The following is a 23,793-nucleotide window of genomic DNA, read 5'->3' as shown; positions in this document are numbered from 1 at the left end:
TCCGGCGCGCCTGCCTAACGCGACGCCGCCAGCTCGTAGTTGGTGTAGCCCGGTTCGTCGGTCACCTCGCGCACCACGTACGGCGCGAGCCACTCGGGGAACGGCGGCGTGGCGTCGGGCGACGGGAGCTCGATCTCGGCGAGCACGAGCGGCCGGTCGAGGAACTCGTCGATCTCCCACGTGAGCGCGCCGTCGGGCACGGGATGGCGGCGCTTCGCGATGCGGCGCGGCTCCGTGTGCGGCCACAGCGCGCGCCACAGATCCGCCGTCGTCTCCTCGTCGAGCTCCACGCGCGACACGCCGCGTCCCATCTTCACCGTGCGATGGAAGCGCTCGCCGGCGCCGTCGCGCGTGCGGCGCAGCCGCTCGACGAGCTGCTCGCCGGGGAGCCAGCCCTGCTCGATCTCCGCGGGCGGCACGTCGCGCGCGCGCGGCGGCAGCGCACTGAGCAGGTACTTCCGCTCGATCTCGCGCGGCACGCCGTCGTCGCCGGCCCCACCGGCCCGCGGCGCGGCGAGCGCCTGCGCGACGTGCTCCAGCGCGGCGAGGAACGGTGCGGCCGCGCCCGCGAACCACGTGCTGGAGAGCTCCACAAACAGGGCCTCGCGCCGCGTCCGCGCGCGCCGCGCCAGCCCGGCGAGCCCCGGCCGCGGATCGCGCTCCAACGCCGCCTTCGGGATCGGCGTCGGATGCGGCCGTTCGTTCTCCGGCTCGGCCGGTTCCGCGGGTGACGCCTCCGCCGACGCGGCATCCATCGACGCCGCCTCCGCCGTCTGCTGCTGCCGCTGGAAGTCGCCTAACGCGATGGCGAGCTCCTCGCCGACCACGTCGAGGTCGTGCAGCTCGCCCAACGCATCCTGCAGCGCCTTGAGGCGACGCACCGCATCGCGCGCGCCGTCGACCGCCGGCGCGACGGGCTCGAGGAGATAGCGCACCCGCTTCGCCGCGATGCGCGCCTCGTGCGCCGCGTCGGCGGCCGCGGGGCCGGTGACCTCGGCCAGACGCAGCGACAGCTCCGTCGCGGCGGCACGCACGCGCGTCGCGAGCGCGTCGGCGAAGCGGGGCGGGGCGGCCGCATCGCCGACGCGGTGCGTGAGCTCGTAGCACGGAAGCGCGCGCTGCAGCCTCGCGCTCACCTTCTCGAAGTCGGTCGCGACCTCGTCGCGCAGCGATTCGTCGGAACGGAGCTTCTGCTCGCGCAGTCGATCGCGGAACCACGCCGCGCCGGGACGATGACGCGAGTACAGCGACGGGCGCTGCGTCTCCAGCCATTCGAGCTGCACCTCGGCGTCGCGGCCACCGTTCGTCGCGCGCGCGACGCGCCGCAGCCGACGACGCGCCTTGCCGCGCACGCTCTCCGCGAGCTCGCGTGGGAACGCGCGGATCGTGCTGCGCAGTCGCCGGATCGCGACGCGGAAGTCGTGCAGCGCCTCGGTGTCCGACGGGTCGCCGAGCCGATCGCGTGCGGCGCACGCCTGCGCGAGAAAGTCGAGCGCGACGACCCGCACCGCCTCCTTCGGGTGGCGCTCCAGCAGGATGTCCGGGGCGAGCATCGCTCAGTCGCCGTCCGCGGGCTCGGCGAAGACCTGCGCGCAACCGTCGCCGTCGTACGCCACGACCACGCGCCACGGACGGCAGCAGACCTGGCAGTCCTCGACGTACTCCTGGTGGGCGCCGCTCCCGGGGTCGAGCGCGACGTCGTTCGCCTCGCCGCAGTACGGGCAGACGACCACGCCCGTCACGTCGGCCACCCCGTCACCGAGGGGGAACTCCTCGTCGAGCCAGTCCTCGGTGGGATCCTCGAAGTCGATCATGGGCGGAAGTTGTCGACGGGTCCGTCCCCGCGCTACGACACGGCTGCGTCACCGCGAAGGGACAACGGGGCTGGCGCTGGATTCCGCACCGTGAGGCCGCGCAACGACTTGCGTGACGTGCGTCACGGGCCCGGGCGCTGCGTACCGTCGCGCTCGACGTTCCGTCCCGCCCTCCGCAGCCCCCGGTCCCCATGCGACACACCTCGTTCGTCCGAGCGCGGCACGCCCCGTTGCTCGCCGCCGCCGTCGTGGCGCTCGGCGCGTGCAACAACAAGCGGGTCGCGCGCATCGATCCCACCTCGGTCACCGACCTCTCCGGGCGGTGGAACGACACCGACTCGCGGCTCGTCGCCGGCGCGCTCGTGCAGCAGGCGCTCGCCGCGCCGTGGGCCGAGCGCGCCGCGGCGGCGCGCGGCGGCCGCCCGCCGGCGGTCATCGTCGGCGCGTTCACGAACCACACGATGGAGCACATCCCCGTCGCGACGTTCACGCGCGACGTGGAGGCCGCGCTGTTGGGCAGCGGCACGGTCACCGTGGTCGCGAGCGCGTCCGAGCGGCAGGAGGTGCGGGCCGAGCGCGCCGACCAGCAGCAGTACGCGGCGGCCGACACGCGCGCCGGTCTCGTGAAGGAGCAGGGCGCCCAGTACGTGCTGAAGGGCGACGTGCAGGCGATCGAGGACGCCGAGGGGCGCGAGCGCGTGGTCTACTACCAGATCGACGCGACGCTCGTGGACCTGGAGTCGAACGCGAAGGTCTGGGTGGGACAGCACAAGATCAAGAAGTACATCGACCGCCGACGCATCGGCTGGTGAGGGAGAACATGACCATGACTCGACGTATGCTCCGATCCGTGCTCGTGTTCGTCCCGGTCGGCTGCTGCCTGTCGCTCGCCTCGGCGTGCAACGGCCCACGCGTGATCCACGAGCAGCCCGTGCTGGTGACCGGCGAGCGCGTCCCCGACGCGGCACGCGCCGGCGAGGCCGCGGCATCGCGCGCGGCCGAGATGCAGAACGCCCATCGCGCCGCCGCCGACTCGGCCGCGGCGTCCGCGCTGCAGGGATGCACGCCCGACGTGTGCGCCGCGCTCGCCCGCGGCGAGGTGGCGCTCGGCATGACGGAGGCGCAGGTGCTCGCCGCGACGCGGAGCGCGCCCGCGGCGTGGAGCGCGCGCCGCGCGTCGGCGTCGGCGGTGCTCGTGCCGGCGTCGTTAGGCACGCCGCCGCGCGACATGCAGGGCGAGATCGCGATGGTGCAGCTCGCGTCGGGCCGGGTGTCGTCGGTCGCGTACCGCGAGGGCGCCGGCGTGCGCGTGGTGCAGAGCGCGGCGGACGCCACGCCCGAGGGACGTGCCGCGGCGGAGGGGCGGATGCTCCTGGCCGAGGGTGACCGGCTCGCGGCCGCTGGCCAGAGCGCCGCGGCGCTCGACCGATACGACCGCGCGCTCGTGCTGCTGCCGAACGAGCCGATGCTGCAGTACCGCATCGCGACGCTGCTGGACGAGCAGCTGCGCCCGATCGAGGCGCTGATGCGCTATCAGCGGTTCCTGACCCAGCTCGAGATCCAGCGCATCGACGCGATCGGGAACGCGAACGCGAAGCTGGCCGACGCGATCGCGCGGGCGCGGGAGCGGGTGATCATTCTCGAGAAGCAGGCGCGATGAACTGCCGCGGTGGGCTGCGTCGCTGCGTGGCTGCGTGGCTGCGTGACGGATCCCAACGCAGCCACGCAGCCACGCCGCGACGCAGCCTCCTCGGGGGCATGCTCGTGTGCGGGGCGCTGTTAGGCGGCTGCTCGTCGCTCGTGCGGCAGACGGCGCGCGCGGCGATGGCGGGGCCGGATGGGCTCGCGCCGGCGGAGCAGCGGCTGCGCGAGGCGCTCGCGGCGGGGCGGTTCGAGGCGGCGTTGCAGACGGCGGCGAGCGAGAAGCGCGGCGGGCCGGGCGACCGCCTGCTCCGCGACCTGTTCGCCGGCACGGCCGCGTACTACGCCGGCAAGTTCGACGAGAGCGCTGCCGCGTTCGAGCGCGCTGCGACGCTGGCCGACGATCGCTACACGAAGAGCGCGAGCCGCGGTGCGCTGTCGCTCACGACGAACGACCTCGCCCTGCCGTACGCGCCGGGGCACAACGAGCGGCTGCTCGTGCACTACTACGGGCTGCTGGCGTGGCTCCGCCGCGGCTCGGTCGCCGACGCGGCCGTCGAGGCGCGGCGGCTCGGGTCGCTGCTGCAGCAGTACGACGCGGATCGCCTGCCGATGGACGCGTCGACGCGCGCGGTGCTGCGCGTCGTGTCGGGCGCGGTGTTCGCGGCGGCGGGTGACGCGAACGACGCCGCCGTCGCGTTCCGCATCGCGCGCGCGCTCGCCGGCGGTGTCGTGTCGGACTCGGTCGACGCGTCGCCCGACGCGCCGACCGACGCGGCGTGGACGGCAGTCGCACCGGCGTCGGCGGACAGCGGCGACGTGCTCGTGGTGGTGGAGCAGGGGTTCGTCGCGCACCGCGTGGAGCAGCGCCTCACCGTGCGCGGCCGCGACGACGGCGAGTGGCGCGTGTTCCAGGGTGCGAGCCGCCACGGCGGCTACGGGCAGCGCGACGCGATCGCCCGCGCGTCGTCGCTGCTGACGGGCGACGAGGGGCTGTGGGCGGATGTGCCGCAGCGCGTGCTCGCGCTCGACGCCGACACGGCCGACGCGATTGCCGACGACTCGGCCCCCGACGCGGACACGCTCGCGACGAGCGACGCGACGAGCGACGCGACGACCGACGCATCGATGCCATCGCGCGTGCGACGCCGCGGCTGGTCGACGCGCGCGCAGCTCACGTGGCCCGCGTACCGACGGCCGGCGCCGATGCCGCTCGTGTCGCTCGTCGTCGATACGACGCCCGCGGTCACGCTGCTGCGCGCGGATCTCTCCGCGGCGGAGGCGGCCGACTTCCGGCGCGACCGCACGGCGCGGCTCGCGCGCCTGCTCGTGCGCACGGCGCTGCGCGAGGCCGCGGCGTCGGGGCTGGAGAAGAAGCACAAGGACATCGCGTCGATCGTGCGCTCGGTCGGCGGCGCCGTCGAGCGCGCGGACACGCGGTCGTGGCATCTGCTGCCGGGCGTCGTCGGCGTGGCGCGCGTGCGGCTGCCGGTGGGCGATCACGCGATCGGCGCGGATCTCGGCGGCACGCGGGTGTCGTTAGGCACCGTGCACGTCGTGCCGGGCGGCCTCGCGCTCGCGACGGCTCGGCTCTGGGGCCGAGCGCGGCGGTACCCACGCTCACGAGCGCATCCCCGTGAAACCGCGCCGCGCGTGCGGCGTAATGGGCAGCAGAAGCACTTCCCCCAGGAGCCCCACCATGCTCATCCATCGCGCACTTCGCATCGCGCGACGCCTCGCACCGGCGCTCGCGCTTCCCACTGCGGTCCTCGCACAATCCCCGCTCAACCTCGGCCCCGCGACCGCCGACGGCGAGCCGCGGCTCATGGCCGGCGTCGACTTCACCGTCGCGCAGCCCGCGGGGCAGTTCAAGCAGTACGTCTCGAACGGCTTCGGCGTCGGCGTGCACGGCCTCGCGCGCCTCGGCGGCCTCGGCGCGTTCGCGCTGCGCGTCGACGGCAACTTCGTGCAGTACGGCAGCGAGACGAAGCGCGTCAATCTGAGCCCCACCGTGGGCGGCCGCATCCAGGTGGACCTCAACACGTCGAACAACATCGTCTGGTTCGGCGTGGGGCCGCAGCTCATGGCGCCGCGCGGGCCGGTGCGCCCGTACGTCAACGGCACCGTCGGCTTCTCGTACTTCGCCACCGAGTCGTCGGTGAAGGGGTTGAACGACGGCGAGTCGCTGCTGCACAACACGAACTACGACGACTTCGTGTTCTCGTACTCCGGCGGCACGGGCGTGCTGATCCCGATCGCGCACGGCCGGCGCACGCTCGTGTTCCTCGACCTCGGCGCGCGCTTCCACAACAACGGGCGCACGAGCTACCTGCGCGAGGGCGGCATCGAGGATCTGCCGGGCGGCGGCATCGCGCTGCACACGATCGACTCCAACGCGAACCTGTGGACGTACCACGTCGGCGTGTCGATCGGCGGCCGCTGAGGGGCGAGGGCAGGAGGGCAGGAGGGCAGGAGGGCAGGAGGGCCACACGGCCTCCTGCCCTCGTGCGTTTCGCGCGCGCCCTCCTGCCCTCGTGCCCTAGATGTCGAAGTCGCGCCGCTGACGCTTCTTCTCGGAGTGCTTGCGCTTCTCGTCGAGCCGCTTGGCCTTCGCCGCGCGCGAGGGCTTGGTGGCTTTCCGCTTCTTCGGGACGTGCAGCGCGCGCCGGACGAGATCCGCGAGCCGCGCCTCGGCGGCCTCGCGGTTCTGGCGCTGGCTGCGGAATTCGCTCGCCACGACGCGCACGTTGCCGTCGGCGTCGAGCCGCGCGGCGAGGCGGGCGAGGACGTGGTCGCGGCGGGCGTCGTCGAGGGCGCGGGTGGTGCGCACGTTCCATCGCAGCTCGATGCGCGTGCTCGACGTGTTGACGTGCTGACCACCGGGACCACCGGCGCGCGTCGCCTTCGCGTCGAGCTCCGCGCGCGGGATCGCGACGTCGGGCGTGACGACCAGCGCGTCGCCCGGATCCGGCGCGCCTAACGGATCGGTCACGACGCGGCGGGCGCCGGCGCGCGGTGCACGCGGACCGCGGCGACGCGGCGGCCGTCCATCGCGACCACTTCGAGCTCGCCGCCGGGGAACGGCACCCGGTCGCCGATCTTCGGCAGCCGCCCGAGCGTGCCGAACACGTAGCCGCCGAGCGTCGTCCAGTCGCCGTCGGGAATGCGCAGGTGGTAGTCGGAGCGCACGTCGACGAGCGACAGCGCGCCGGCCAGCTCCAGCACCCCCTCGAACTCGAACGCCTCGCGCTCGCGCTGGTCGTACTCGTCGTTGATGTCGCCGACCACCTCCTCGACGAGATCCTCCATCGTCACGATGCCGGCGGTGCCGCCGTACTCGTCGAGCACCACGGCGAGGTGCGCGCGCGTCTTCCGCAGGTCGTCGAGCACCCGCTCGGCGGCGCGCGTGCTCGGGATGTAGAGCGGCTCGCGCAGGTAGTCCTTCAGCGAGAACGGGCTGTCGCCGTCGCGCAGCCAGTAGTCCTTGGCGAGGAACACGCCGACGACGTCGTCGAGCGACTCGTGGTACACCGGGTAGCGCGAGTACCGCTCCGTGCGCAGCACCTCGCGCACCTCCTCCTCCGTCGCATCCTGGTCGAGCGCGACGACCTCGGTGCGCGGGCGCATGACGTCGTACGCCTTCTTCTCGTGGAAGTCGAACACGCCGGCGAGCATGGCGGAGTCGCTCTCGTCGAGCGTGCCGTGCGCGCGCGCCTGCATCACGAGCAGCCGCAGCTCCTCCGGCGAGTGGACCTGCTCCTCCTCCGACACCGGCTGGATGCCGAACAGGCGGAGCAGGCGGTTCGCCGAGCCGTTCAGCACCCAGATGAACGGCGACGTCACGCGCACGAACAGCAGGATCGGGCGCGCGATGACCTTCGCGACGCCCTCCGCGTTCACGAGCGAGACCGACTTCGGTCCGAGCTCGCCGATGACGATGTGCAGGAACGTGATGACGAGGAAGCCGATCACGACCGCCGCCGCGGTGTGCTCCGTGGCCGGCGACGCGTGCACGCCGAGCGAGCGCAGCCCGAGGTCGATGAGCGCCGCCACCGAGGGCTCGCCGAGCCAGCCCAGCGCCAGGGAGGCGAGGGTCACGCCGAGCTGGGTGCCCGAGATGATGCGGGGGAGCTGGTCCTGCGCATCGCGCACGCGGCGCGCGGCGCGGTCCCCCTCGGCGGCCATCTGATCCAGGCGGCTGCGGCGGGCCGCGACCAGCGAGAACTCGGCGGCCACGAAGAAGCCGTTCAGCAGCACGAGCAGGAACACGAGCCCGAGACGCAGCGCGATGGCGCCGAGCGTCAGCGTCTCCTCCGCCTCTGCTACGGCCACCCTGTAACCCCCTCGTAGCTGGTTCGTCCCCCTGTCGTGCGCCGCTCGCCCCAATCTACCGCCCTCGCGCTGCAAGTCATGCTGGACCCGCGCCAGATCGTGCGCTGGGTCCACGTGGCGCGGCTCACGGTCGCCGCGGCGATCCTGCTCGCGGCGGTGTTCGTGTGGACGAGCGCCACCCGCAACGACACCCTCGTCGCGACGCTGGCGTTCGCCGGCGCGGTGCTGTGGACCGGCGCCGCGATCGCCCTCGACCGCCGGCCGCGGGACGACGCGGGCCCCTCGACGCTGGTGGTCGCCGCGAACGTCCTCTGCGACCTCGCGCTCGTCACGGCGGTGGTCCACGTCACCGGCGCCGGCGCGTCGCAGTTCGTCGCGCTCTATGTGCTCGTGGTGGCGTACGCCGCGCTGCTCCTGCCGGCCGTCGGCGGCGCGCTCGCCGTGGCCGCCGCGGACGTGCTCTACGCCGCCGATGCCGCGTGGCTGCGCCCGTACGCCACCTCCGGCGGCATCGGCCTCCAGGTCGCGCTGTTCGGCGTCGTCGCGGTCGCGAGCGGGTGGGTGGGGGCGCGGATGCGCGCCGCGGGCACCGGCGGCCACCGGCTCACCGCGGCGCTCGCGCGGGCGAGCGTGGAGGCGGCCGACATCCTCCGCGCGATGAACAGCGGCATCCTCACGGTCGACGCGGACGGGGTGCTGCTCTACGCGAACCCCGCGGCCTCGGCGCTGCTCGGCGTCGCGCTCCACGAGCGGCTCGGCGCCCCGGTGCTCGAGTCCATCGCCGAGCGGTCGCCGGAGCTCGCACACGCGCTGCGGCGCGCCGCGGTGGAGCGCGAGCGGACCACGCGCGCCGAGGGCACCGTGGCGCGCGCCGACGGCTTGCGGCGCATCGGCGTGACGACGACCGCGGGCGCGGACGACGCGCGCACCGGGACCGCGATCTTCTCCGACATCACGGACTCCAAGCGGATCGACGCGCTGCACGCGCGCGCCGGTCGGCTGGAGGCGATCGCCGAGCTCTCGGCGTCGCTGGCGCACGAGATCAAGAACCCGCTCGCGTCGATCCGCAGCGCGGTGGAGCAGCTCGCGCGGCGCAGTGCGCGACGCGCCGCCGCAGCCGGGGAGGACGACGAGGACGAGCGCACGCTCTCCACGCTCATCGTGCGCGAGAGCGATCGCCTGAGCCGCCTGCTGAGCGAGTTCCTCGACTTCGCGCGCGCCCGCGTGCGCCGCGTGGAGCGGGTGGACGTCGCGTCGGTGGCGCGCGACGCGGCGCAGCTCGCGGCCGCGCACCCGTCGCGCGCCGAGGACGTGCGCATCGACGTGGACGCGCCCGAAGGCAGCGACGGCGCCGCGGTGCTCGTCGACGGCGACGAGGAGCTGCTGCATCGCGCGCTGTTCAACCTCGCGCTGAACGCGGTGCAGGCGACGCCGGCCGGGGGACGCGTGCGCATCGAGGTGCAGCTGCCGGAGGCCGCGGAGCTGCCGCCCGGCATCGCGTTCGCGGGCGGCGCCGTCGCGGTGCACGTGTCGGACGGTGGCCGCGGCATCGACCCGGAGACGCTCGACCGGCTGTTCGACCCGTTCTTCACGACGAAGCCGACCGGCAGTGGGCTCGGTCTCGCGGTGGTGCACCGCGTGGTGGAAGCGCACCGCGGCGTGGTGCTCGTGGAGGCGGGCGGGGGAGGGAGCGGGGCGCGGTTCACGCTGCTGCTGCCGCGGGCCGCCGAGGGGATGGGGACGACGGCGGAGCGGGCGGCGGCGTAGGGACGGACACGTGACTGCGGGACGGCCGACGGCGGGACGACGACGGCGGGACGACGAACGGCGGGACGACGAACGGCGGGACGATCGACGGCGGTGCCGCGATGGCCGGATCCGCTCCGCGTCGGATTGGCACCGCGGCGCGATCCGCGAGTAGCACCTTGGGCGAAGGGGGGGGAGCCCCCCTGGGGACTAGGTACGCGCGGTCCCGCCGTATGCGTCCCCCGGTGAAGCGTCCCGCGGTGAAGCGTCCCGCGGTGAAGCGTCCCGCAGTAGATCGTCCCGCAGTAGATCGTCCCGCCGTTCCTCTCCAGATGACCCCATCGCCGCTGGCGCGTCATCAGGACATGAGCTGCTCCGTCCTCCTCATCGACGACGAAACGTCGATCCTCGACTCGCTGCGCATCCTCCTCAAGGAGGAGGGCTTCGCCGTGCACGCCGCGCACGGGGGCCGCGCGGGGCTCGAGCAGATCGCCGCGCTGAAGCCCGACGTCGTGCTGAGCGACGTGCGCATGCCCGGCGTCGACGGGCTGCAGGTGCTCGACGCGGCGCGCGCGCAGGACCCGGACACGCCGGTGATCCTCATGACCGCGCAGGCGACGCTGCAGAGCGCCATCCAGGCGGTGAACGCGGGCGCGTACTACTACCTCCAGAAGCCGTTCCGCAACGACGAGCTGGTGGCCACGGTGCGCCGCGCCGCCGAGCATCGCACGCTGCGCGTCGAGAACACGTCGCTGAAGCAGGAGCTGAAGCGGCGCGGTGGATCGTCGGCCGCGCCACCGGTGGGGCAGAGCCGCGCGTGGCGCGAGGCGCTGCGGCTGGCGGAGACCGTCGCGCCGACCGACAGCACGGTGCTCGTCACCGGCGAGAGCGGCACGGGCAAGGAGGTCGTCGCGCGCCTCATCCACGAGCGCTCCGGACGACTCGGCGGACCGTTCCTCTCCGTGAACTGCGGCGCGCTCCCCGAGGGGCTGCTGGAAAGTGAGCTGTTCGGCCACATGAAGGGCTCCTTCACCGGCGCGGTGAAGGACAAGCAGGGTCTGTTCGCGGCGGCGACCGGCGGCACGTTCTTCCTCGACGAGATCGGCGAGACGACGCCGGCGACGCAGGTGAAGCTCCTGCGCGTGCTGCAGCAGCGCGAGATCATCCCCGTGGGCGCGACGGAAGCGGTGCCGGTCGATGCGCGCCTCGTCGCGGCGACGAACCGCGACCTCGAGGACGAGGTGCGGCGCGGCGGCTTCCGCGGCGATCTGTACTACCGGTTGAACGTCATCACGGTGCACCTGCCGCCGCTGCGCGATCGTCGCGACGACATCCCGCTGCTCGCCGACGCGTTCCTGCGCCGATCCGCGGCGCACCGCGGCGACTCGCCGAAGACGCTCGCGCCGCAGGCCCTCGACGCGATGATGGCCTACGACTGGCCCGGCAACGTGCGCGAGCTGGAGAACGCGCTGGAGCGCGCCGTGATCCTCACCGCCGGCGACACCATCGCCGCCGCGTCGCTGCCCGAGCGTGTGTCCGAGCGACGCGCCGAGCCGCTCGTGAGCGAGCGCGCGCCGGCGTCGCCCACGCTGGAGGCGATCGAGCGCGCGTACGTCACGTGGGTGCTGCAGAACGAGAGCGGCAACAAGAGCCGCGCGGCCGAGGTGCTGGGGATCGACCCGTCGACGCTCTACCGCAAGCTCGCCCGCTACGGCGTCGACTGAGAAGCGACGGAACGAGCTGAAATGACGAATGGCCCCCGGCATCGGACGCCGGGGGCCATTCGTCGCTCGTTAGGCCCGTCGAGCGGCCGAGCGGCGGCTCTTGCAAGCTGCAACGCATCATGCAAAACGCGGTGCGCGTCGGAAGGATCCGCCCCGCGTTCGAACGGTGTAAGTGATTGCATCTCCGCGCGTTAGGCTAGCGCGACTCGGACGGCATGCGCACTGCCTTAGAGGCGCCCGGCAGCACGCGACGAGCGGCCGCCGAACGACGCGAGCGTCACACGAAAACGTGAGATCGCACCCGCTCAAGTGACCGCCGGAACGTGCCGAGAATGCAACACGTGCACGAATCCAACACTTCCCGCAACACCGCTTCAAACCCCGCACGGAGGCAACCGCACATGATGCAGAACACGAACCGCAAGGGCTTCACGCTGATCGAGCTTCTGATCGTCGTCGTCATCATCGGCATTCTCGCCGCGATCGCGATCCCGAAGTTCTCGTCGACCAAGGAGAAGGCGTACATGGCGACGATGAAGGCGGACCTGAAGAACCTCACGAACGTGCAGGAGGCCTTCTACTCCGACTCCGGCCGCTACGCGAAGCAGAGCGAGCTGACGGGTAACTACCTGTGGAACCTGAGCCAGGGCAACGCGATCCAGGGCGTCGACGGCGATGCGACCGGCTGGTCGGCCGCGATCACGAACCCGGCGGTCAAGGCGGTCACGAGCTGCAACATCTTCGCGGGCGGCCCGACGGGCGCCGCGGCGACGAACAAGGGCTCGGCCACGGCCGACGGCGCGCCGCTCTGTAAGTAAGTCACGGAGCAGCACCGCTGTGCGGGAGGGGGGCGGCACCTTCGGGTGCCGCCCCCTTGCCGCTTTCGGGGCACGCGAGGATCCTCCGCGCATGCCGGAGTCGACTCCGACGGATCCGATCGATCCCTACGTCCCGCCGCCGCTGCTCCGCGCCCTCGCGCGCCGCGTCGCGCTGCTCGCCGCCCTCGCGGCGGTGGCCGGCGCGCTCGTCGCGTTGGGCGCCCTGCGCGTCGCCGGCGGTGAATCGTTAGGCACCGGCCTGCTCGCCGCCGCGGCGGCGGCCGCCGTGCTCTCCGTCGCCGGCATCGTGCTCACGCGCCGCTGGGGGCGCCGCGAGCTGAGCGAGCGCTATCAGCGTCTCGCCGAGCAGCTCCGCGCGGAGCAGGCGCAGCGCGCGCGCGTGGAGAAGCTCGCGACCGTGGGGCACATGGCCGCCGGCATCGCGCACGAGGTGGGGAACCCGCTCGCCGCGATCGCCGGCTACGCGCACGTGCTCCGCACGCGCGGCGCCACGATCCCCGGCGTCGGCGACGTGCTCGACGCGCTCGAGCGCGAGACGGCGCGCATCGACCGCATCGTGCGCGGCCTGCTCGACTTCGCGCGCCCGCGCCGCGTGACCCCGAGCGCGGTCGACGTGAACGACGTCCTCGCCGGCGCGCGCCGCCTGCTCAACGACCAGGGCGTGCTGCGCCGCATCCGCGTCGCCGAGGATCTCGACCGCGCGGCGCCGACGGTGTTCGCCGAGCGGCACGAGCTGGAGCAGGTGTTCGTGAACCTGCTGCTGAACGCCGCCGACGCGATGGAGCGCGTGGGACGGATCGCGCTGCGCACGCGCATCGTCCCGGTCGACGAGCTGCGCGCGCCGCGCGGACGTGCCGGCGACGTGCCGGGCGAGTACGTGCCGCACAAGCCGCATCGCCGCGTCGCGGAGTGGCTCTCCGGCGCGGTGCGCGCGCCGGGGCTCGTGGCGCAGGTCGTCGTCGCCGACTCCGGTCCCGGCATCGCGCCCGACGACGTGGAGCGCGTGTTCGATCCGTTTTTCACGACGAAGTCCGCCAGCCGCGGCACGGGGCTCGGCCTCGCCGTCGTGGCGCGCATCGTCGATGCGCTGGGCGGCGCGGTGTGGGTGCAGCGGGCGCGCGAGGGCGGCGCCGCGTTCGTCATCGTGCTCCCACTGGCCGACGGCCACGCCCAGTCGGCACGACGCGCCGCGTTCGCCGAGCCGATCGAGGACGCGCTGCAGCTCCCGCTGTTCGTGCGCAACGATTCGACCCCTCCCGCGACGGATTGATACGTCGTCCGCCCGCGCGCGACGCACCGTGTGTCGCATGCGAGCGAGAGATGGGAGACGCGGGTTCACGATCGCCGAGCTGCTCGTCGCGCTCGGCCTGCTGGTCGTCGGGCTGCTCGCGCTGGCGGGCACCGCGACGCAGCTCGCGCGCGCCGAGTCGCGCGCCGTCGCGAGCGAGCGCGCCGCCGCGCTGCTCGCCGATCGACTCGAGCGCGTGGCCTCGTCACCGTGCGCCGACGGCGCGGGCGGCAACGCCACGCGGGTCGCCGCCGAGGCGTGGAGCACCTGGACCGTCGACAGCGTGCACTGGCTCGCGGACTCGGTGCGCTGGACGTCGAGCGGCGCGCCCGTCCGGTCGGCCTCGATCGGCGCGCCGGTGCGCTGCGGTCGGTGACGACGATGTTGCCTTTCATTGAACCACAGAGGACGCGGAGGACGCAGAGGACTGCACATGACACTCCTCTGCGTCCTCTGCGTCCTCTGCGGTTCATTCGAAGAGCAGCAGGCTTCACCCTGGTCGAGCTGCTCGTCTCCCTCGTGCTGCTCGGCGTGCTCACCGCGACCGTCGCCGACGTCGTCGCGCGGCAGTGGCGGCTGCAGGGCGCGCTCGACGCGCGGCGCGCCGCGCGCGCACAGCTCGCTGCCGCGGCCGACGCGCTCCGGCCCGCGCTCCGCATGGCCGCCGGCACCCGCGACGCGGCCGACTCGTCGGACCTCGTGGTCGTGAGCGACACGCTGCTCGAGCTGCGCGCGGCCACCGGCGCATCGGTCGTCTGCGGCGTGGTCGACCCGAGCACGATCGATCTCGTGCCGCTCGCCACCGCGCCGCCCGCGCTGAGCTGGTGGCGCGCCGCGCCGCAGCCGGGCGACGTCGCGCTCGTGCACGTGGACGACGCGTCGGGCGGCGCGTGGATCGCGCGCGACGTCGAATCGGTCGGCGGCACCACGGTTGGATGCGCGGCCTCGCCGCTCGCGGCGACCGCGCAGCCGCGGCCGCGCCTCCGCCTAACGATGCCGCTGCCGGGGGCCGTCGCGCCCGGCGCACCGGTCCGGCTCGCGCGCCGGGTACGGTGGCTCCACTACCGCTCCGGCGGCCTGTGGTACCTCGGCGAGCGTGAATGGGACGGCGCGGCGTGGACGGGCACGCAGCCGGTCGCGGGGCCGCTCCGCCCACCGGGCTCGCGCGGGGGCCTCACGATCGTCGCGCGCGACTCGGCGGGGAACGCGCTCGTCGGATCGGTGGTGTCCTCGCGCGTCGTGCGCGTCGACGTCGTCGTGCGCGCCGACGTGCCGTCGCTCACCGGCGTGCGCGGGGCGACGTCGGTCGACTCGGTGGCGTTCGTCGTCGCGCCGCGCGGAGGCTGACCATGCGATCGCGTCGCGGTGCCGCGCTCGCCGTCGTCCTCGTCGCCCTCGTGGTCGTCGCCGCGTTAGGCGCCGGGGCCGCGCTCGCGGCGCGCGAGTCGAACCGCTCGGCGAGCGACGATCTCGCGCGCGTGCGGGCGGAGTCGCGCGCGTGGGGCTCGCTGGAGCACGCGGTGCGCGAGTGGGACCGACGGCGCAGTGTGCTCGCGGTCGGCGCGGTGGACTCCGGCGTCGGCGCCGCCGATCCTCGCGACGTCGTGCGCGTCGTGCGCCTGGATCGCACGCGCTTCCTCGTCGAGGCGTCGGCCCGCGAGCGCTCGGCGGCGCCCGGTGCGGCAGGGCAGGCGGAGCGCACCGCGTCCTCGTTCGTGCGTCTCGCGCCGCCGACCGTCGCGGCGCTCGCCGCCATCACGTCCGGGGGCACGCTCTCGGTGCTCGACCATGCAGCGGTGGACGGACGCGACGTGCCGCCGCCCGGATGGACCGACTGCGCGACGCCGACGAGCGACACGGCCGCCGTCGCCACGGCCGCGGCAGGGGCTGTGCGTCCCGCGCCACAATCGACGATCGGTGGTGCGCTCAAGCAACACTCCGCCGCTGCCGACACTGCGAGCTACGCGGCGTTCGGGGCGGACGACTGGGCCACGCTCGCCGTGCGCGCCGACGTCGTCGTCGCCAGTGGGCCGAGCGTGCCGACGCCGCGCGCGAGCGCATCGACGTGCGTGCTCGACGTCGATGCGTGGTCGGAGCCGATGCGGGGCGGTGGGGCGGTGGGCGCGTGCACGACGACGTTCCCGATCGTCGTCGCGCCGAACGGGCTCGCGCTCGACGGCGGACGCGGGCAGGGCATGCTGCTCGTGAACGGCGATCTCGTTCTGAACGGATCCGTCACGTACGCCGGCGTGATCGTCGTGCGCGGTGCGCTGCGCGCGGACGTCGGTGCGCTGCGGTTGCACGGCGCGCTGCTCGTGCAGGGTGGTGGTGCGCTCGGCGCGGGATCGCTCGTGCAGTTCTCACGCTGCGCGATCGAGCGCGCGATGGATGGCATCGCACGCGCGAGCGCGGCGCGACGACACAGTTGGGCGGAAGTAACACGGTGACACGAATCACTCCCGAAGCGGGCGCCGCTGTTACCTGAGCGCACTTCGACTCGTGTTCACGCTGACGCGATACGCGTTCGTCGCTTTGTCAAGATCGTACTTGCAGGATCGCCGTCGCACGGTCGTCTCACAGCAACCACTCGCATGGCGCTATTCCGCCGCAACCGCACCACCGTGGGCCTCGACATCGGCTCCGGGCTCGTGAAGGCCGCCGTGGTGGATCACGGCAAGGACCTTCCGGAGCTCGTCAAGGTGGCCGTCACTCCACTCGGCGCCGACGCGATCGTCGACGGCGAGGTGATGGATCCGGCGCTCGTCGCCGACGCCGTGCGCGAGACGCTGCACGCCGCGGGCGTGAAGCCGAAGGGACTCGTCGTCGCCGTCGGCGGACGCGACGTCATCGTGAAGCGCATCCGCAGCGAGCGCGTCCCCGAAGCGCAGGCGCGTGAGCTGATGCGCTTCGAGGCCGAGCAGCACGTGCCGTTCGACATGGACTCCGTGCAGCTCGACTTCCAGATCCTCGACCCCGAGGGCGAGGGCCGCGAGATGACCGTGCTGCTCGTCGCCGCGAAGCGCGAGCTCGTCGACGCGAAGCTGCGCCTGCTCGGTGAGGCCGGCGCCGACGTGGCGCTCGTCGACGTCGACGCGTTCGCGCTGCACAACGCGTTCGCCGCGAACTATCCGGACGCGCTCGAGGGCGTGGTCGCGCTCGCGAACGTCGGCCACGACGTGACCAACGTGAACATCCTCGACGACGGCGTGCCGGCGCTCACGCGCGACCTCGCCTGCGGCACGCGCCGCGTCCGCGAGGATCTGCAGCGCGAGCACGGCCTGTCGTCGCGCGAGGCCGAACAGCTGCTGCGCGCCGGCGCGTCGGACCCGCGGCTCGACGCGGTGCTCGCGCGGCATGCGGAAGACATCGCGGCCGGCGTCGAGCGCGCGGCCGCGTTCCTCGAGTCGGCGTCGCGCTCCGCGGGCCCGCTCCGCGCGCTCTACCTGTGCGGCGGCGGCGCGCAGATCCCCGGGCTCGCCCAGGCGATCGCCGGCCGTCTTCGCGTGAACGTGGAGGCGGCGAGCCCACTCGCCGCGCTCGCCGTGCGTGACGGCGCGCTCGACGACGTCGACGCGGCCGCGGTCGCGCCGCTGCTCATGCTCCCCATCGGGCTCGCGCTCCGCGCGGCGGCCTAACGCCATGCTGATCCACATCAACCTGCATCCCGAGGGCGGGCGCCGCCGGCGCCGCGGGCTCCCGAAGGCGAGCCCCGCGATCGGCCGCGCGCTCGCGCCGCTACGCGACAAGTACCTCATCGGTGCCGTCGTCGCCGTGGTCGCGTCGTGCGGCGCCGTCGCGGCGCTCCACCTCACGCAGACCGCCGAAGCCGCGGAGCTGACGCAGCAGGAGGAGGCCGCGCAGCGCGACTCCGCCCGCTTCGCCGGCGTCATCGCGGCGCGCGCGAAGGTGCTCGCGCGGCGCGACTCGCTCGGCCGCGAGCTGCGCATCATCACCGCCATCGACAGCACGCGCTACACGTGGGCGCACCTGCTCGACGAGGTGAGCGCGACGCTGCCGCCGTACACCTGGCTCTCCAGCGTGACCCAGACGAGCGCGCCGCCGGCGCCGCCGACGACCGTCGTGGGGAAGGCCGGCGCGAAGCCGGTGGCCGACACGAAGGCCGCCGCGCCTAACGGTGCGAAGGCGACGACCGACAGCGTGCCGACGCTCCGCTTCCGCGTCGTCGGCCAGACGGTCGACCTGCAGGCCCTGACGCTGTTCATGCGCGACCTCGAAGCCTCGCCGTTCGTGCGCAACGTGCAGCTCGTGAACTCCGCGCCCGCCGCGCAGCAGGTGCAGGGCAGCTCGCGCGAGCTCACCGAGTTCACGCTCGACGCGGAGTACGAGCGCCCGACGCGCGACGTGCTGCGCACCGTGACCATCTCCGTCCCGGTGAGGTGACCGTGGGACTCCTCCCGTCGAACCAGAAGGACCAGATCAAGGTCGCCATGGGCCTGATCGGGGTCGCCCTCGCCGGCTACTACTACTCGTACCCGTACACGGCCAAGGCCGCGGAGCTCGAGACCGTGCGCGCGCACGTCGAGACGCTCGACGGGCAGAACGCGAAGGCGCGCGCGCGCAGGCGTCGCACGCCGACATGACGAAGCTGCGCGACGAGGCCGCCCGCACCGGCGCCGGCCTCGAGGCGATGCGCCGGCTCGTGCCGACCGAGCGTGAGGTCCCCGCGCTGCTCGAGGAGATCTCCACCGCCGCGCGTCGCGCGGGGCTCGAGGTCAGCGGCGTCGTGCCGGATCCCGTGCTGAAGGGCGACGAGTTCGACACGTACCGCTACAAGATCACCGTCGTCGGCGGCTACCACCGGCTCTCGACGTTCCTCGCGAACGTCGGCTCGCTGCCGCGCATCGTCGCGCCGGTCGCGTTCACGCTCACGCCCGCGCCCGACGCCGCCCAGGCGCCGGTGAAGCCGGGCGTGACGCGCCCGCCGCAGCTCGCCGCCTCGGTCACGCTGCAGACGTACGTCGCGCACGGCATCGCGACGGCGCCCGCCGACACCGTCGCCGTGCGGCCGGTCGCCAACACCGGGGAGATCCTGCCATGACGCCGAGAGGCCTGCTTCTGAGCGCGCTCGCCGGCGTGCTCGCCGGCGGCGGCGCCGCCGCGCTGCGCGCACAGTCGCGCGTGGTGCATCCGGCGGCGGACGTCGTGCCCGCGAAGGCCGCCGCGCCGCGCGGCGCCGTCCGTCACGCCGCGCCTAACGCGAAGCCTGACGCGAAGCCCAGCGCGAAGCCCAGCGCGAAGCCGAACGCGAAGGCCGGCAAGGCGGACGCGAAGGCGAACACGCCGCCGGCGATCGTCACCATCGAGCGCGAGACGTACAGCTACACGAGCGACGGCCGGCGCGATCCGTTCAAGTCGCTGCTCACGACGGCCGATCTTCGCCCGATGCTGGCGGAGCTGCGGCTCGTCGCCGTCGCGTTCGATCCCACGAACGGCGGCTCCGTCGCGATCCTCCGCGACGTCAACGCGAAGACGCAGCACCGCGTGCGTGTCGGCTCGGTCCTCGGCCGGATGCGCGTCGCGGCGATTCAGAAGAAGGCGGTCGTGTTCACGATCGAGGAGCTGGGCTACAGCCGTCAGGAGACGCTGGGGCTGAACGATTCCACCGCAGTGAGGGGCAAATGAAGGTAGGGACGCTGATCACCGCCGCGGCCGCGCTGCACGCGACCGCGCCCGTCACTCCGGCGCACGCCGCGAGCGCCTGGCTCGCCGCCGGCGTGCGGCGTAGCGCGGTGGCCGAGGCGCCCGCGCCCGACGCCGCCCGGGGCGCCGTCACCGCCGTGCGCGTCGCGCCGGCCGGCACCGCCGGAGCCGAGATCGCCGTGCGCGTCGACCGGCAGGTCGAGGTGCAGGACTTCACGCTCGACTCGCCGTTCCGCATCGTGCTCGACATCTCCGGCGCGCAGCTCGCGCACGCCGCCCGCGCCTACGATGGCGTCGTGCGCGGCGGCGTGACCAACGTCCGGCTGTCGCAGTTCCGCGCCGGCATCGTCCGCGTCGTCGTGGAGCTCGACGGCTCGCACCGCTACGAGGTGCGCAAGACCGACGGCGAGGTCCGCCTCGTCGTGAAGGGCGGCGCCACCGACTTCGCCCCGTGGCAGAGCGCCGGCATCGCCAGCGTCGTCGCCGCGCAGCCCGCGCCGCAGGCCGCGCCGCCCGCGGCCGAGCAGCCCGCCGAGCAGCCGCCCGTCGCGCGCCCCGCGCCCGCCCCGACCCGCCTCGCCGTTAGGCAGCCGGAGAAGATCGCGGACAAGCCGGTCGAGAAGCCGGCCGAGCGCCCGGCGATCGCCAAGGCCGCGGTCGACAAGCCGGCGTTCGAGAAGGCGCGCGACAGCGAGCCCGAGCCGACGCGTGCCGAGCCCGCGAGCCGCGTCGCCGTCGCGCCGCGCATCACCGTCACGTACCAGGACGCCGACATCCACGACGTCGTCGCCGCGTTCGCCGCGTTCTCCGGCCGCACGATCATCGTCGGCCGCGACGTCACGGGGCAGGTGACCGCCGAGATCAAGGAGCAGCCGTGGGACGTCGCGCTCGGCGCGCTCCTCCGGTCGCAAGGGCTCGCCGCCACCGAGGACAAGAGCGGCATCATCACCGTCGACAGCTACAAGAACATCGCCTCCACGCGCGCCGTCGAGCCGCTCGTCACGCAGATCGTCGAGGTGAACTACGCGAAGGCCTCGTCGCTGCTGCCGATCGTCCAGACGCTGCTCTCGCGCGACTGCGGCACCACCGTCGGCAACGACGTCGTCGGCGCCGCCTCCGGCGCCACGGCCAACTCGGCCGCCGCGACGCAGGCGGGCGCGTCGACCGCCACGCGCACCTGCCTCGTGCGCGGCGCCGTCACCGCCGACACGTCGACCAACAAGCTGCTCGTCACCGACGTCCCGTCGCACCTCCCCGAGATCACCGCGCGGCTGCAGGAGCTCGACGTCCGCACGCCGCAGGTCGCGATCAAGGCGAAGATCGTCTTCGTCAATCGCACGGGCCTCGAGGACATCGGCGTCTCGTACGACCTCGGCACCGGCACCCAGCAGTTCTTCAACTCGCTCGTCAAGCGCATCGACCCGTCGACGCGCAAGCCGGTCGACACGAACGGCGACGGCGTGCCGGACGCGATGGGCGGCGGCTCGCCGTTCGACGGCGACCGCATCTCGGTCGGCGGCAACGCGCTCTCCGCGCTCGCGAACGCGAACAACGCGATGACGCCGTCGGCGCTGAACCTGATCTACTCGGCCACCATCGGCCGCTTCCAGCTCACGTCGTTCCTCAACGTGCTCCAGCAGACGTCGCTCGCCGACGTGCAGTCGGAGCCGAGCATCGTGACGCTGAACAACCGGACGGCCGAGATCTTCGTCGGCCAGCAGATCCCGATCCGCGTCATCGACGCGAGCGCGGGCGGCAACAGCGGCGGCGGCGGCGGCGGGAACTTCCCGCGCGCCACGGTGCGCCTCGAGGAGGCGGGCATCAAGCTCTCCGTCACGCCGCAGGTCACGAACAACCGCAAGGTCGTCCTCACGGTCAGCGCGGAGAACTCCAACGCGCAGGCCGCGTCGAGCGACGTCGGCGTGATCTTCAACCGCCAGCGCGCCGACAACCAGCTCCTCGTCGGCGACGGCGAGACGGCGGTCATCGGCGGCCTCACGGTCACCGAGACGTCGAAGGCGAAGACCGGCATCCCGTTCCTCGTCGACCTGCCGCTCATCGGCCGCCTGTTCGGCCAGACCACGACGTCGCAGGTCAAGCGCGACCTCCTGATCCTCATCACGCCGCACATCCTCGAGGATGGCGAGACGGCGCCCACCAACCGCCGTTGAGCGCCGCCGCCATGCCTAACACCTACCAGGGCCCGCTGCCGTCGGACGAGTCGCTCGTCGCGCGCTCGTTCCGCGCGCTCGGTGCCGTGCTCGCGCTGCTGTTCCTCGGCGCCTGCGGCGGCGAGCAGCCGACCGCCGTCGCGTCGATCATCGCCGACCGCAACCCGCCCGTCGTCGCGCTCAGCAAGACGACCGGGACGCCGCCGGACAGCGTCCTCTCGTTCCAGCTCCAGGCGCGCGACGACCTCGGGCTGAAGTCGATCCACGTCCGCCTCGTCGGCGGCGTGGCCGGCGCGTTCGACACGACGTTCACGAGCGCCGTCACGACCGTCACGCTGCCGTACAGCGTCGTCGTCGCGCGCTCGGTGCCCGTCGGCACCATCGTCACCGTGATCGCCCAGGCGGTCGACGGCAACGCGAACACGTCGACGCCCGACTCGCTGCGCCTCGCCGTCGGCAACGTCACGCCGCCGAAGGTCACCATCACCGGCCCCGCCGCCGGCACGCTGTTCGTCGTCGGCAAGTCCGGCGTGCTCTCGTTCAGCGCGCGCTCGCAGCTGAAGGTGAAGACGGTCGGCTTCACGACCACGGGCCCGTACCGCTTCGCCGACTCGACGATCCTCAAGGCGCCGCTGAAGGACTCCGTCGCGGTGCTCGACACGCTCGTCGTGCCCGACACCGTGAAGGCCGGCGTCATCATCGTCACGCCGTTCGTCATCGACTCGCTCGGCCAGCGCGCCACCGGCGACCCGGTGTCGTACGCCGTGCAGCCGATCAGCGCGGTGAACAGCATCCCGACCGTCGGCATCGGCCTGCACCCGCGCGTCGAGGTGCTCGACACGGTGCACGTCTCGGCGAACGATCCGACCGGCATCACGCGCCTCGGCTACGAGGTGCGCAGCCTCACCGGCACCCTGCTCGCCGCCGACTCCGGCGCGTCGTCGGGCAACCTCACGGTGGCGGAGAGCACGTTCACGTGGCGGCTCAAGGTGTCGCCGCCGGCCACGGTGGTCGTGAAGTCGTTCGCCACGAACGCCGCCGGCCGCCGCAGCTACGCCAAGCTCGCCAACGGCCTCGATCGCGCCGACACGGTGCTGCTCGTCGCCGGCCTCACGCGCAACCTGCCTAACGGCGGGCGCCTGGCCGACGCGATCTACCTGCCGCGCTACGACCGGCTGTACCTGACCAACATCGATCGCAACCAGCTCGAGGTCTTCAGCCTCCCCGACACGCAGTTCCTCGCGCCGGTGCTCGTCGGCTCGCGGCCGTGGGGGATCTCGGCCTGGCCGCGCGACCGCGCGGGGAACGCCGCCGACACGCTGCTCGTCGCGAACTCGGGCGGTACGAACGTCAGCTACGTCGACCTGCGCCGCGGATCGACCGGCCGCGAGGTCTACCGCTACCCGCTGCCGAACATCCACGTCTGCTCGATCACGACCGAGGTCTCCTCCTCCGGCCAGAAGTTCCAGCAGCGCACCTGCTACGACTTCACCGACCGGCCGCAGTTCATCGCCTCGACGTGCTCGGGTCCGGACGACGGCGGTCCGTGCGACGACGCCATCGTGGTCTACTCCACGTCGGCCACCGGCGCGCAGCCCACGCCGTTCCCGAACCGCGGCACCGTGCGGTGGGAGAACCTCATCACCCACGCGTCGCACTTCTTCTTCGAGCAGGCCATCGGCCAGCAGGCGAAGCGTGCCGACACGCTCGAGATCACCCGCTACGCGGCGCAGGGCGTCGGCAGCGACTCGGTGCTCGTGCCGTACCAGACGCGCCTCACGAACGACAACGGCGACCAGGGCCTCTACTCCGTCGTCGTCGACGTCGGCAACCTCGCGTTCCGCGACACCACGTTCCTCCGCAACTCGGGCAACTTCCGCCGCGCCATCATCGGCGAGGGCGGGCCGGTGAAGGGGAGCCGCTCCATGATGTACGACGCGTCGCGCGGCATGCAGATGGCCATCGACCTCGGGCTCTCCGGCGTCTGGTACTTCGACCAGCCGATGATGGACCGCGGCATCTCGCGCTACTTCGACGTCTCCGATTACGTCGTGAACTCGAACGCCCGCGTGCTCGGCGTGTCGACCAACTTCGACGGCGAGCTCTCCGCCATCCGCGCCGACTCGACGTACATCATCGACCCGACGCTCCGCCTGCAGGGGCTCATGCAGACGAACGGCGGTAGCAACGCCGGCTTCGACTTCCACCCGATGAACACGGGGCTCAACTCCCCGATCTCGAACACCCGCCTCGCCTTCTCGGCGTCCACGGGTCCGCAGATCGAGGTGTTCGACACCTACTGCTATCAGAAGGTGGGGACGATCGAGGTCCGCGATCCCATCGTCGGCCCGATCAAGGCCTCGGTTCGCCCGGACGGCCGCCTCGTCCTCGTCGGCGCCTCCGCCACCGGCGTCATCGTCGTCACGGTGGACCGGCCGTTCGCCTCGAGCTGCGCCGGAGGGATGCGCGCGGCGCGGTAGCCAGGCGAGGGCAGGAGGGCAGGAGGGTAGGAGGGCAAGAGGGCAGGAGGGCCATCGGCTCTCCTGCCCTCGCGCGTTTCGCGCGCGCCCTCCTGCC

At 73.3% G+C, this 23,793-nt stretch carries 23 protein-coding genes; 17 read left to right on the top strand and 6 right to left on the bottom strand.

Annotation, left to right across the window (positions count from 1 at the left end; genetic code table 11):
• Positions 1 to 14: 14 nt before the first annotated feature.
• On the bottom strand, positions 15 to 1,553 hold the full coding sequence (locus J421_RS20165; RefSeq protein WP_025412981.1) for a CHAD domain-containing protein: 1,539 nt from the start codon (positions 1,551 to 1,553) through the stop codon (positions 15 to 17).
• Between the two features lie 3 nt (positions 1,554 to 1,556).
• Entirely contained in the window at positions 1,557 to 1,814 is a 258-nt protein-coding gene (locus J421_RS20160; RefSeq protein ID WP_104022859.1) for a CPXCG motif-containing cysteine-rich protein, read from the bottom strand.
• A gap of 191 nt (positions 1,815 to 2,005) precedes the next feature.
• Between J421_RS20160 and J421_RS20155 the strand changes: the two genes are divergently transcribed.
• A complete protein-coding gene (locus J421_RS20155; protein ID WP_025412979.1) occupies positions 2,006 to 2,626 on the top strand; it encodes a penicillin-binding protein activator LpoB in 621 nt (206 codons plus the stop codon).
• A gap of 14 nt (positions 2,627 to 2,640) precedes the next feature.
• On the top strand, positions 2,641 to 3,474 hold the full coding sequence (locus tag J421_RS20150) for a hypothetical protein (RefSeq protein WP_148306415.1): 834 nt from the start codon (positions 2,641 to 2,643) through the stop codon (positions 3,472 to 3,474).
• Positions 3,475 to 3,961: 487 nt separating this feature from the next.
• Here J421_RS20150 and J421_RS20145 read toward each other — a convergent pair whose 3' ends face one another.
• Positions 3,962 to 4,330: a hypothetical protein gene (locus tag J421_RS20145; RefSeq protein ID WP_025412977.1), complete on the bottom strand. Its 369-nt coding sequence runs from the start codon at positions 4,328 to 4,330 to the stop codon at positions 3,962 to 3,964.
• Between the two features lie 60 nt (positions 4,331 to 4,390).
• Entirely contained in the window at positions 4,391 to 4,891 is a 501-nt protein-coding gene (locus tag J421_RS20140; RefSeq protein WP_025412976.1) for a hypothetical protein, read from the bottom strand.
• A gap of 263 nt (positions 4,892 to 5,154) precedes the next feature.
• On the opposite strand from J421_RS20140, the gene J421_RS20135 reads away from it, so the two are divergent.
• On the top strand, positions 5,155 to 5,898 hold the full coding sequence (locus tag J421_RS20135; protein WP_025412975.1) for a hypothetical protein: 744 nt from the start codon (positions 5,155 to 5,157) through the stop codon (positions 5,896 to 5,898).
• Positions 5,899 to 5,994: 96 nt separating this feature from the next.
• Here the strand turns inward: J421_RS20135 and arfB are convergent, their stop codons facing one another.
• Both arfB and J421_RS20125 read right to left on the bottom strand, forming a co-directional pair.
• A complete protein-coding gene (arfB, locus tag J421_RS20130; RefSeq protein WP_025412974.1) occupies positions 5,995 to 6,447 on the bottom strand; it encodes an alternative ribosome rescue aminoacyl-tRNA hydrolase ArfB in 453 nt (150 codons plus the stop codon).
• A complete protein-coding gene (locus J421_RS20125; protein ID WP_025412973.1) occupies positions 6,444 to 7,787 on the bottom strand; it encodes a hemolysin family protein in 1,344 nt (447 codons plus the stop codon). The genes arfB and J421_RS20125 overlap by 4 nt, the downstream gene beginning before the upstream one ends.
• A gap of 78 nt (positions 7,788 to 7,865) precedes the next feature.
• Here J421_RS20125 and J421_RS34510 point away from each other — a divergent pair, with 78 nt between their 5' ends.
• The 14 genes from J421_RS34510 to J421_RS20055 all read left to right on the top strand — a co-directional run bounded on the left by J421_RS34510 (position 7,866) and on the right by J421_RS20055 (position 23,696).
• The gene (locus J421_RS34510; RefSeq protein ID WP_025412972.1) at positions 7,866 to 9,554 is read left to right on the top strand and encodes a two-component system sensor histidine kinase NtrB; all 1,689 of its coding nucleotides are present in this window, start codon (positions 7,866 to 7,868) and stop codon (positions 9,552 to 9,554) included.
• A 311-nt stretch (positions 9,555 to 9,865) separates the two neighbouring features.
• Positions 9,866 to 11,257 (top strand): sigma-54-dependent transcriptional regulator, encoded by a 1,392-nt coding sequence (locus tag J421_RS20115; RefSeq protein WP_025412971.1) that lies wholly within the window; start codon positions 9,866 to 9,868, stop codon positions 11,255 to 11,257.
• Between the two features lie 401 nt (positions 11,258 to 11,658).
• The gene (locus tag J421_RS34505; protein WP_104022855.1) at positions 11,659 to 12,075 is read left to right on the top strand and encodes a type IV pilin protein; all 417 of its coding nucleotides are present in this window, start codon (positions 11,659 to 11,661) and stop codon (positions 12,073 to 12,075) included.
• 91 nt (positions 12,076 to 12,166) lie between these two features.
• Positions 12,167 to 13,366, top strand: coding sequence for a sensor histidine kinase (locus J421_RS20105; protein ID WP_025412969.1), 1,200 nt, complete (start codon positions 12,167 to 12,169; stop codon positions 13,364 to 13,366).
• Positions 13,367 to 13,403: 37 nt separating this feature from the next.
• Positions 13,404 to 13,760: a prepilin-type N-terminal cleavage/methylation domain-containing protein gene (locus J421_RS32925; protein ID WP_025412968.1), complete on the top strand. Its 357-nt coding sequence runs from the start codon at positions 13,404 to 13,406 to the stop codon at positions 13,758 to 13,760.
• Positions 13,761 to 13,765: 5 nt separating this feature from the next.
• Positions 13,766 to 14,731, top strand: a complete 966-nt coding sequence (locus J421_RS20095; protein WP_148306413.1) for a prepilin-type N-terminal cleavage/methylation domain-containing protein — start codon at positions 13,766 to 13,768, stop codon at positions 14,729 to 14,731.
• Between the two features lie 2 nt (positions 14,732 to 14,733).
• Positions 14,734 to 15,831, top strand: a complete 1,098-nt coding sequence (locus J421_RS20090; RefSeq protein WP_025412966.1) for a hypothetical protein — start codon at positions 14,734 to 14,736, stop codon at positions 15,829 to 15,831.
• A gap of 144 nt (positions 15,832 to 15,975) precedes the next feature.
• Entirely contained in the window at positions 15,976 to 17,019 is a 1,044-nt protein-coding gene (gene pilM / locus J421_RS20085; protein WP_025412965.1) for a type IV pilus assembly protein PilM, read from the top strand.
• Between the two features lie 4 nt (positions 17,020 to 17,023).
• Positions 17,024 to 17,785, top strand: coding sequence for a PilN domain-containing protein (locus tag J421_RS20080; RefSeq protein WP_025412964.1), 762 nt, complete (start codon positions 17,024 to 17,026; stop codon positions 17,783 to 17,785).
• Between the two features lie 2 nt (positions 17,786 to 17,787).
• Positions 17,788 to 17,985 (top strand): hypothetical protein, encoded by a 198-nt coding sequence (locus tag J421_RS20075; protein WP_148306412.1) that lies wholly within the window; start codon positions 17,788 to 17,790, stop codon positions 17,983 to 17,985.
• Positions 17,982 to 18,443, top strand: coding sequence for a type IV pilus inner membrane component PilO (locus J421_RS20070; RefSeq protein WP_025412962.1), 462 nt, complete (start codon positions 17,982 to 17,984; stop codon positions 18,441 to 18,443). Before J421_RS20075 ends, J421_RS20070 begins: the two co-directional genes overlap by 4 nt.
• Complete coding sequence (locus tag J421_RS20065; protein WP_025412961.1) at positions 18,440 to 19,027, top strand: hypothetical protein; 588 nt, start codon at positions 18,440 to 18,442, stop codon at positions 19,025 to 19,027. Before J421_RS20070 ends, J421_RS20065 begins: the two co-directional genes overlap by 4 nt.
• Positions 19,024 to 21,216, top strand: a complete 2,193-nt coding sequence (locus J421_RS20060) for a type IV pilus secretin family protein (protein ID WP_025412960.1) — start codon at positions 19,024 to 19,026, stop codon at positions 21,214 to 21,216. The genes J421_RS20065 and J421_RS20060 overlap by 4 nt, the downstream gene beginning before the upstream one ends.
• An 11-nt stretch (positions 21,217 to 21,227) precedes the next feature.
• A complete protein-coding gene (locus J421_RS20055) occupies positions 21,228 to 23,696 on the top strand; it encodes a YncE family protein (protein WP_025412959.1) in 2,469 nt (822 codons plus the stop codon).
• Positions 23,697 to 23,793 lie beyond the last annotated feature (97 nt).

It is taken from the genome of Gemmatirosa kalamazoonensis (assembly GCF_000522985.1).
In the GTDB taxonomy this organism is placed as follows: Bacteria; Gemmatimonadota; Gemmatimonadetes; order Gemmatimonadales; family Gemmatimonadaceae; genus Gemmatirosa; species Gemmatirosa kalamazoonensis.
This window is presented reverse-complemented; position numbering and strand designations above follow the sequence as displayed.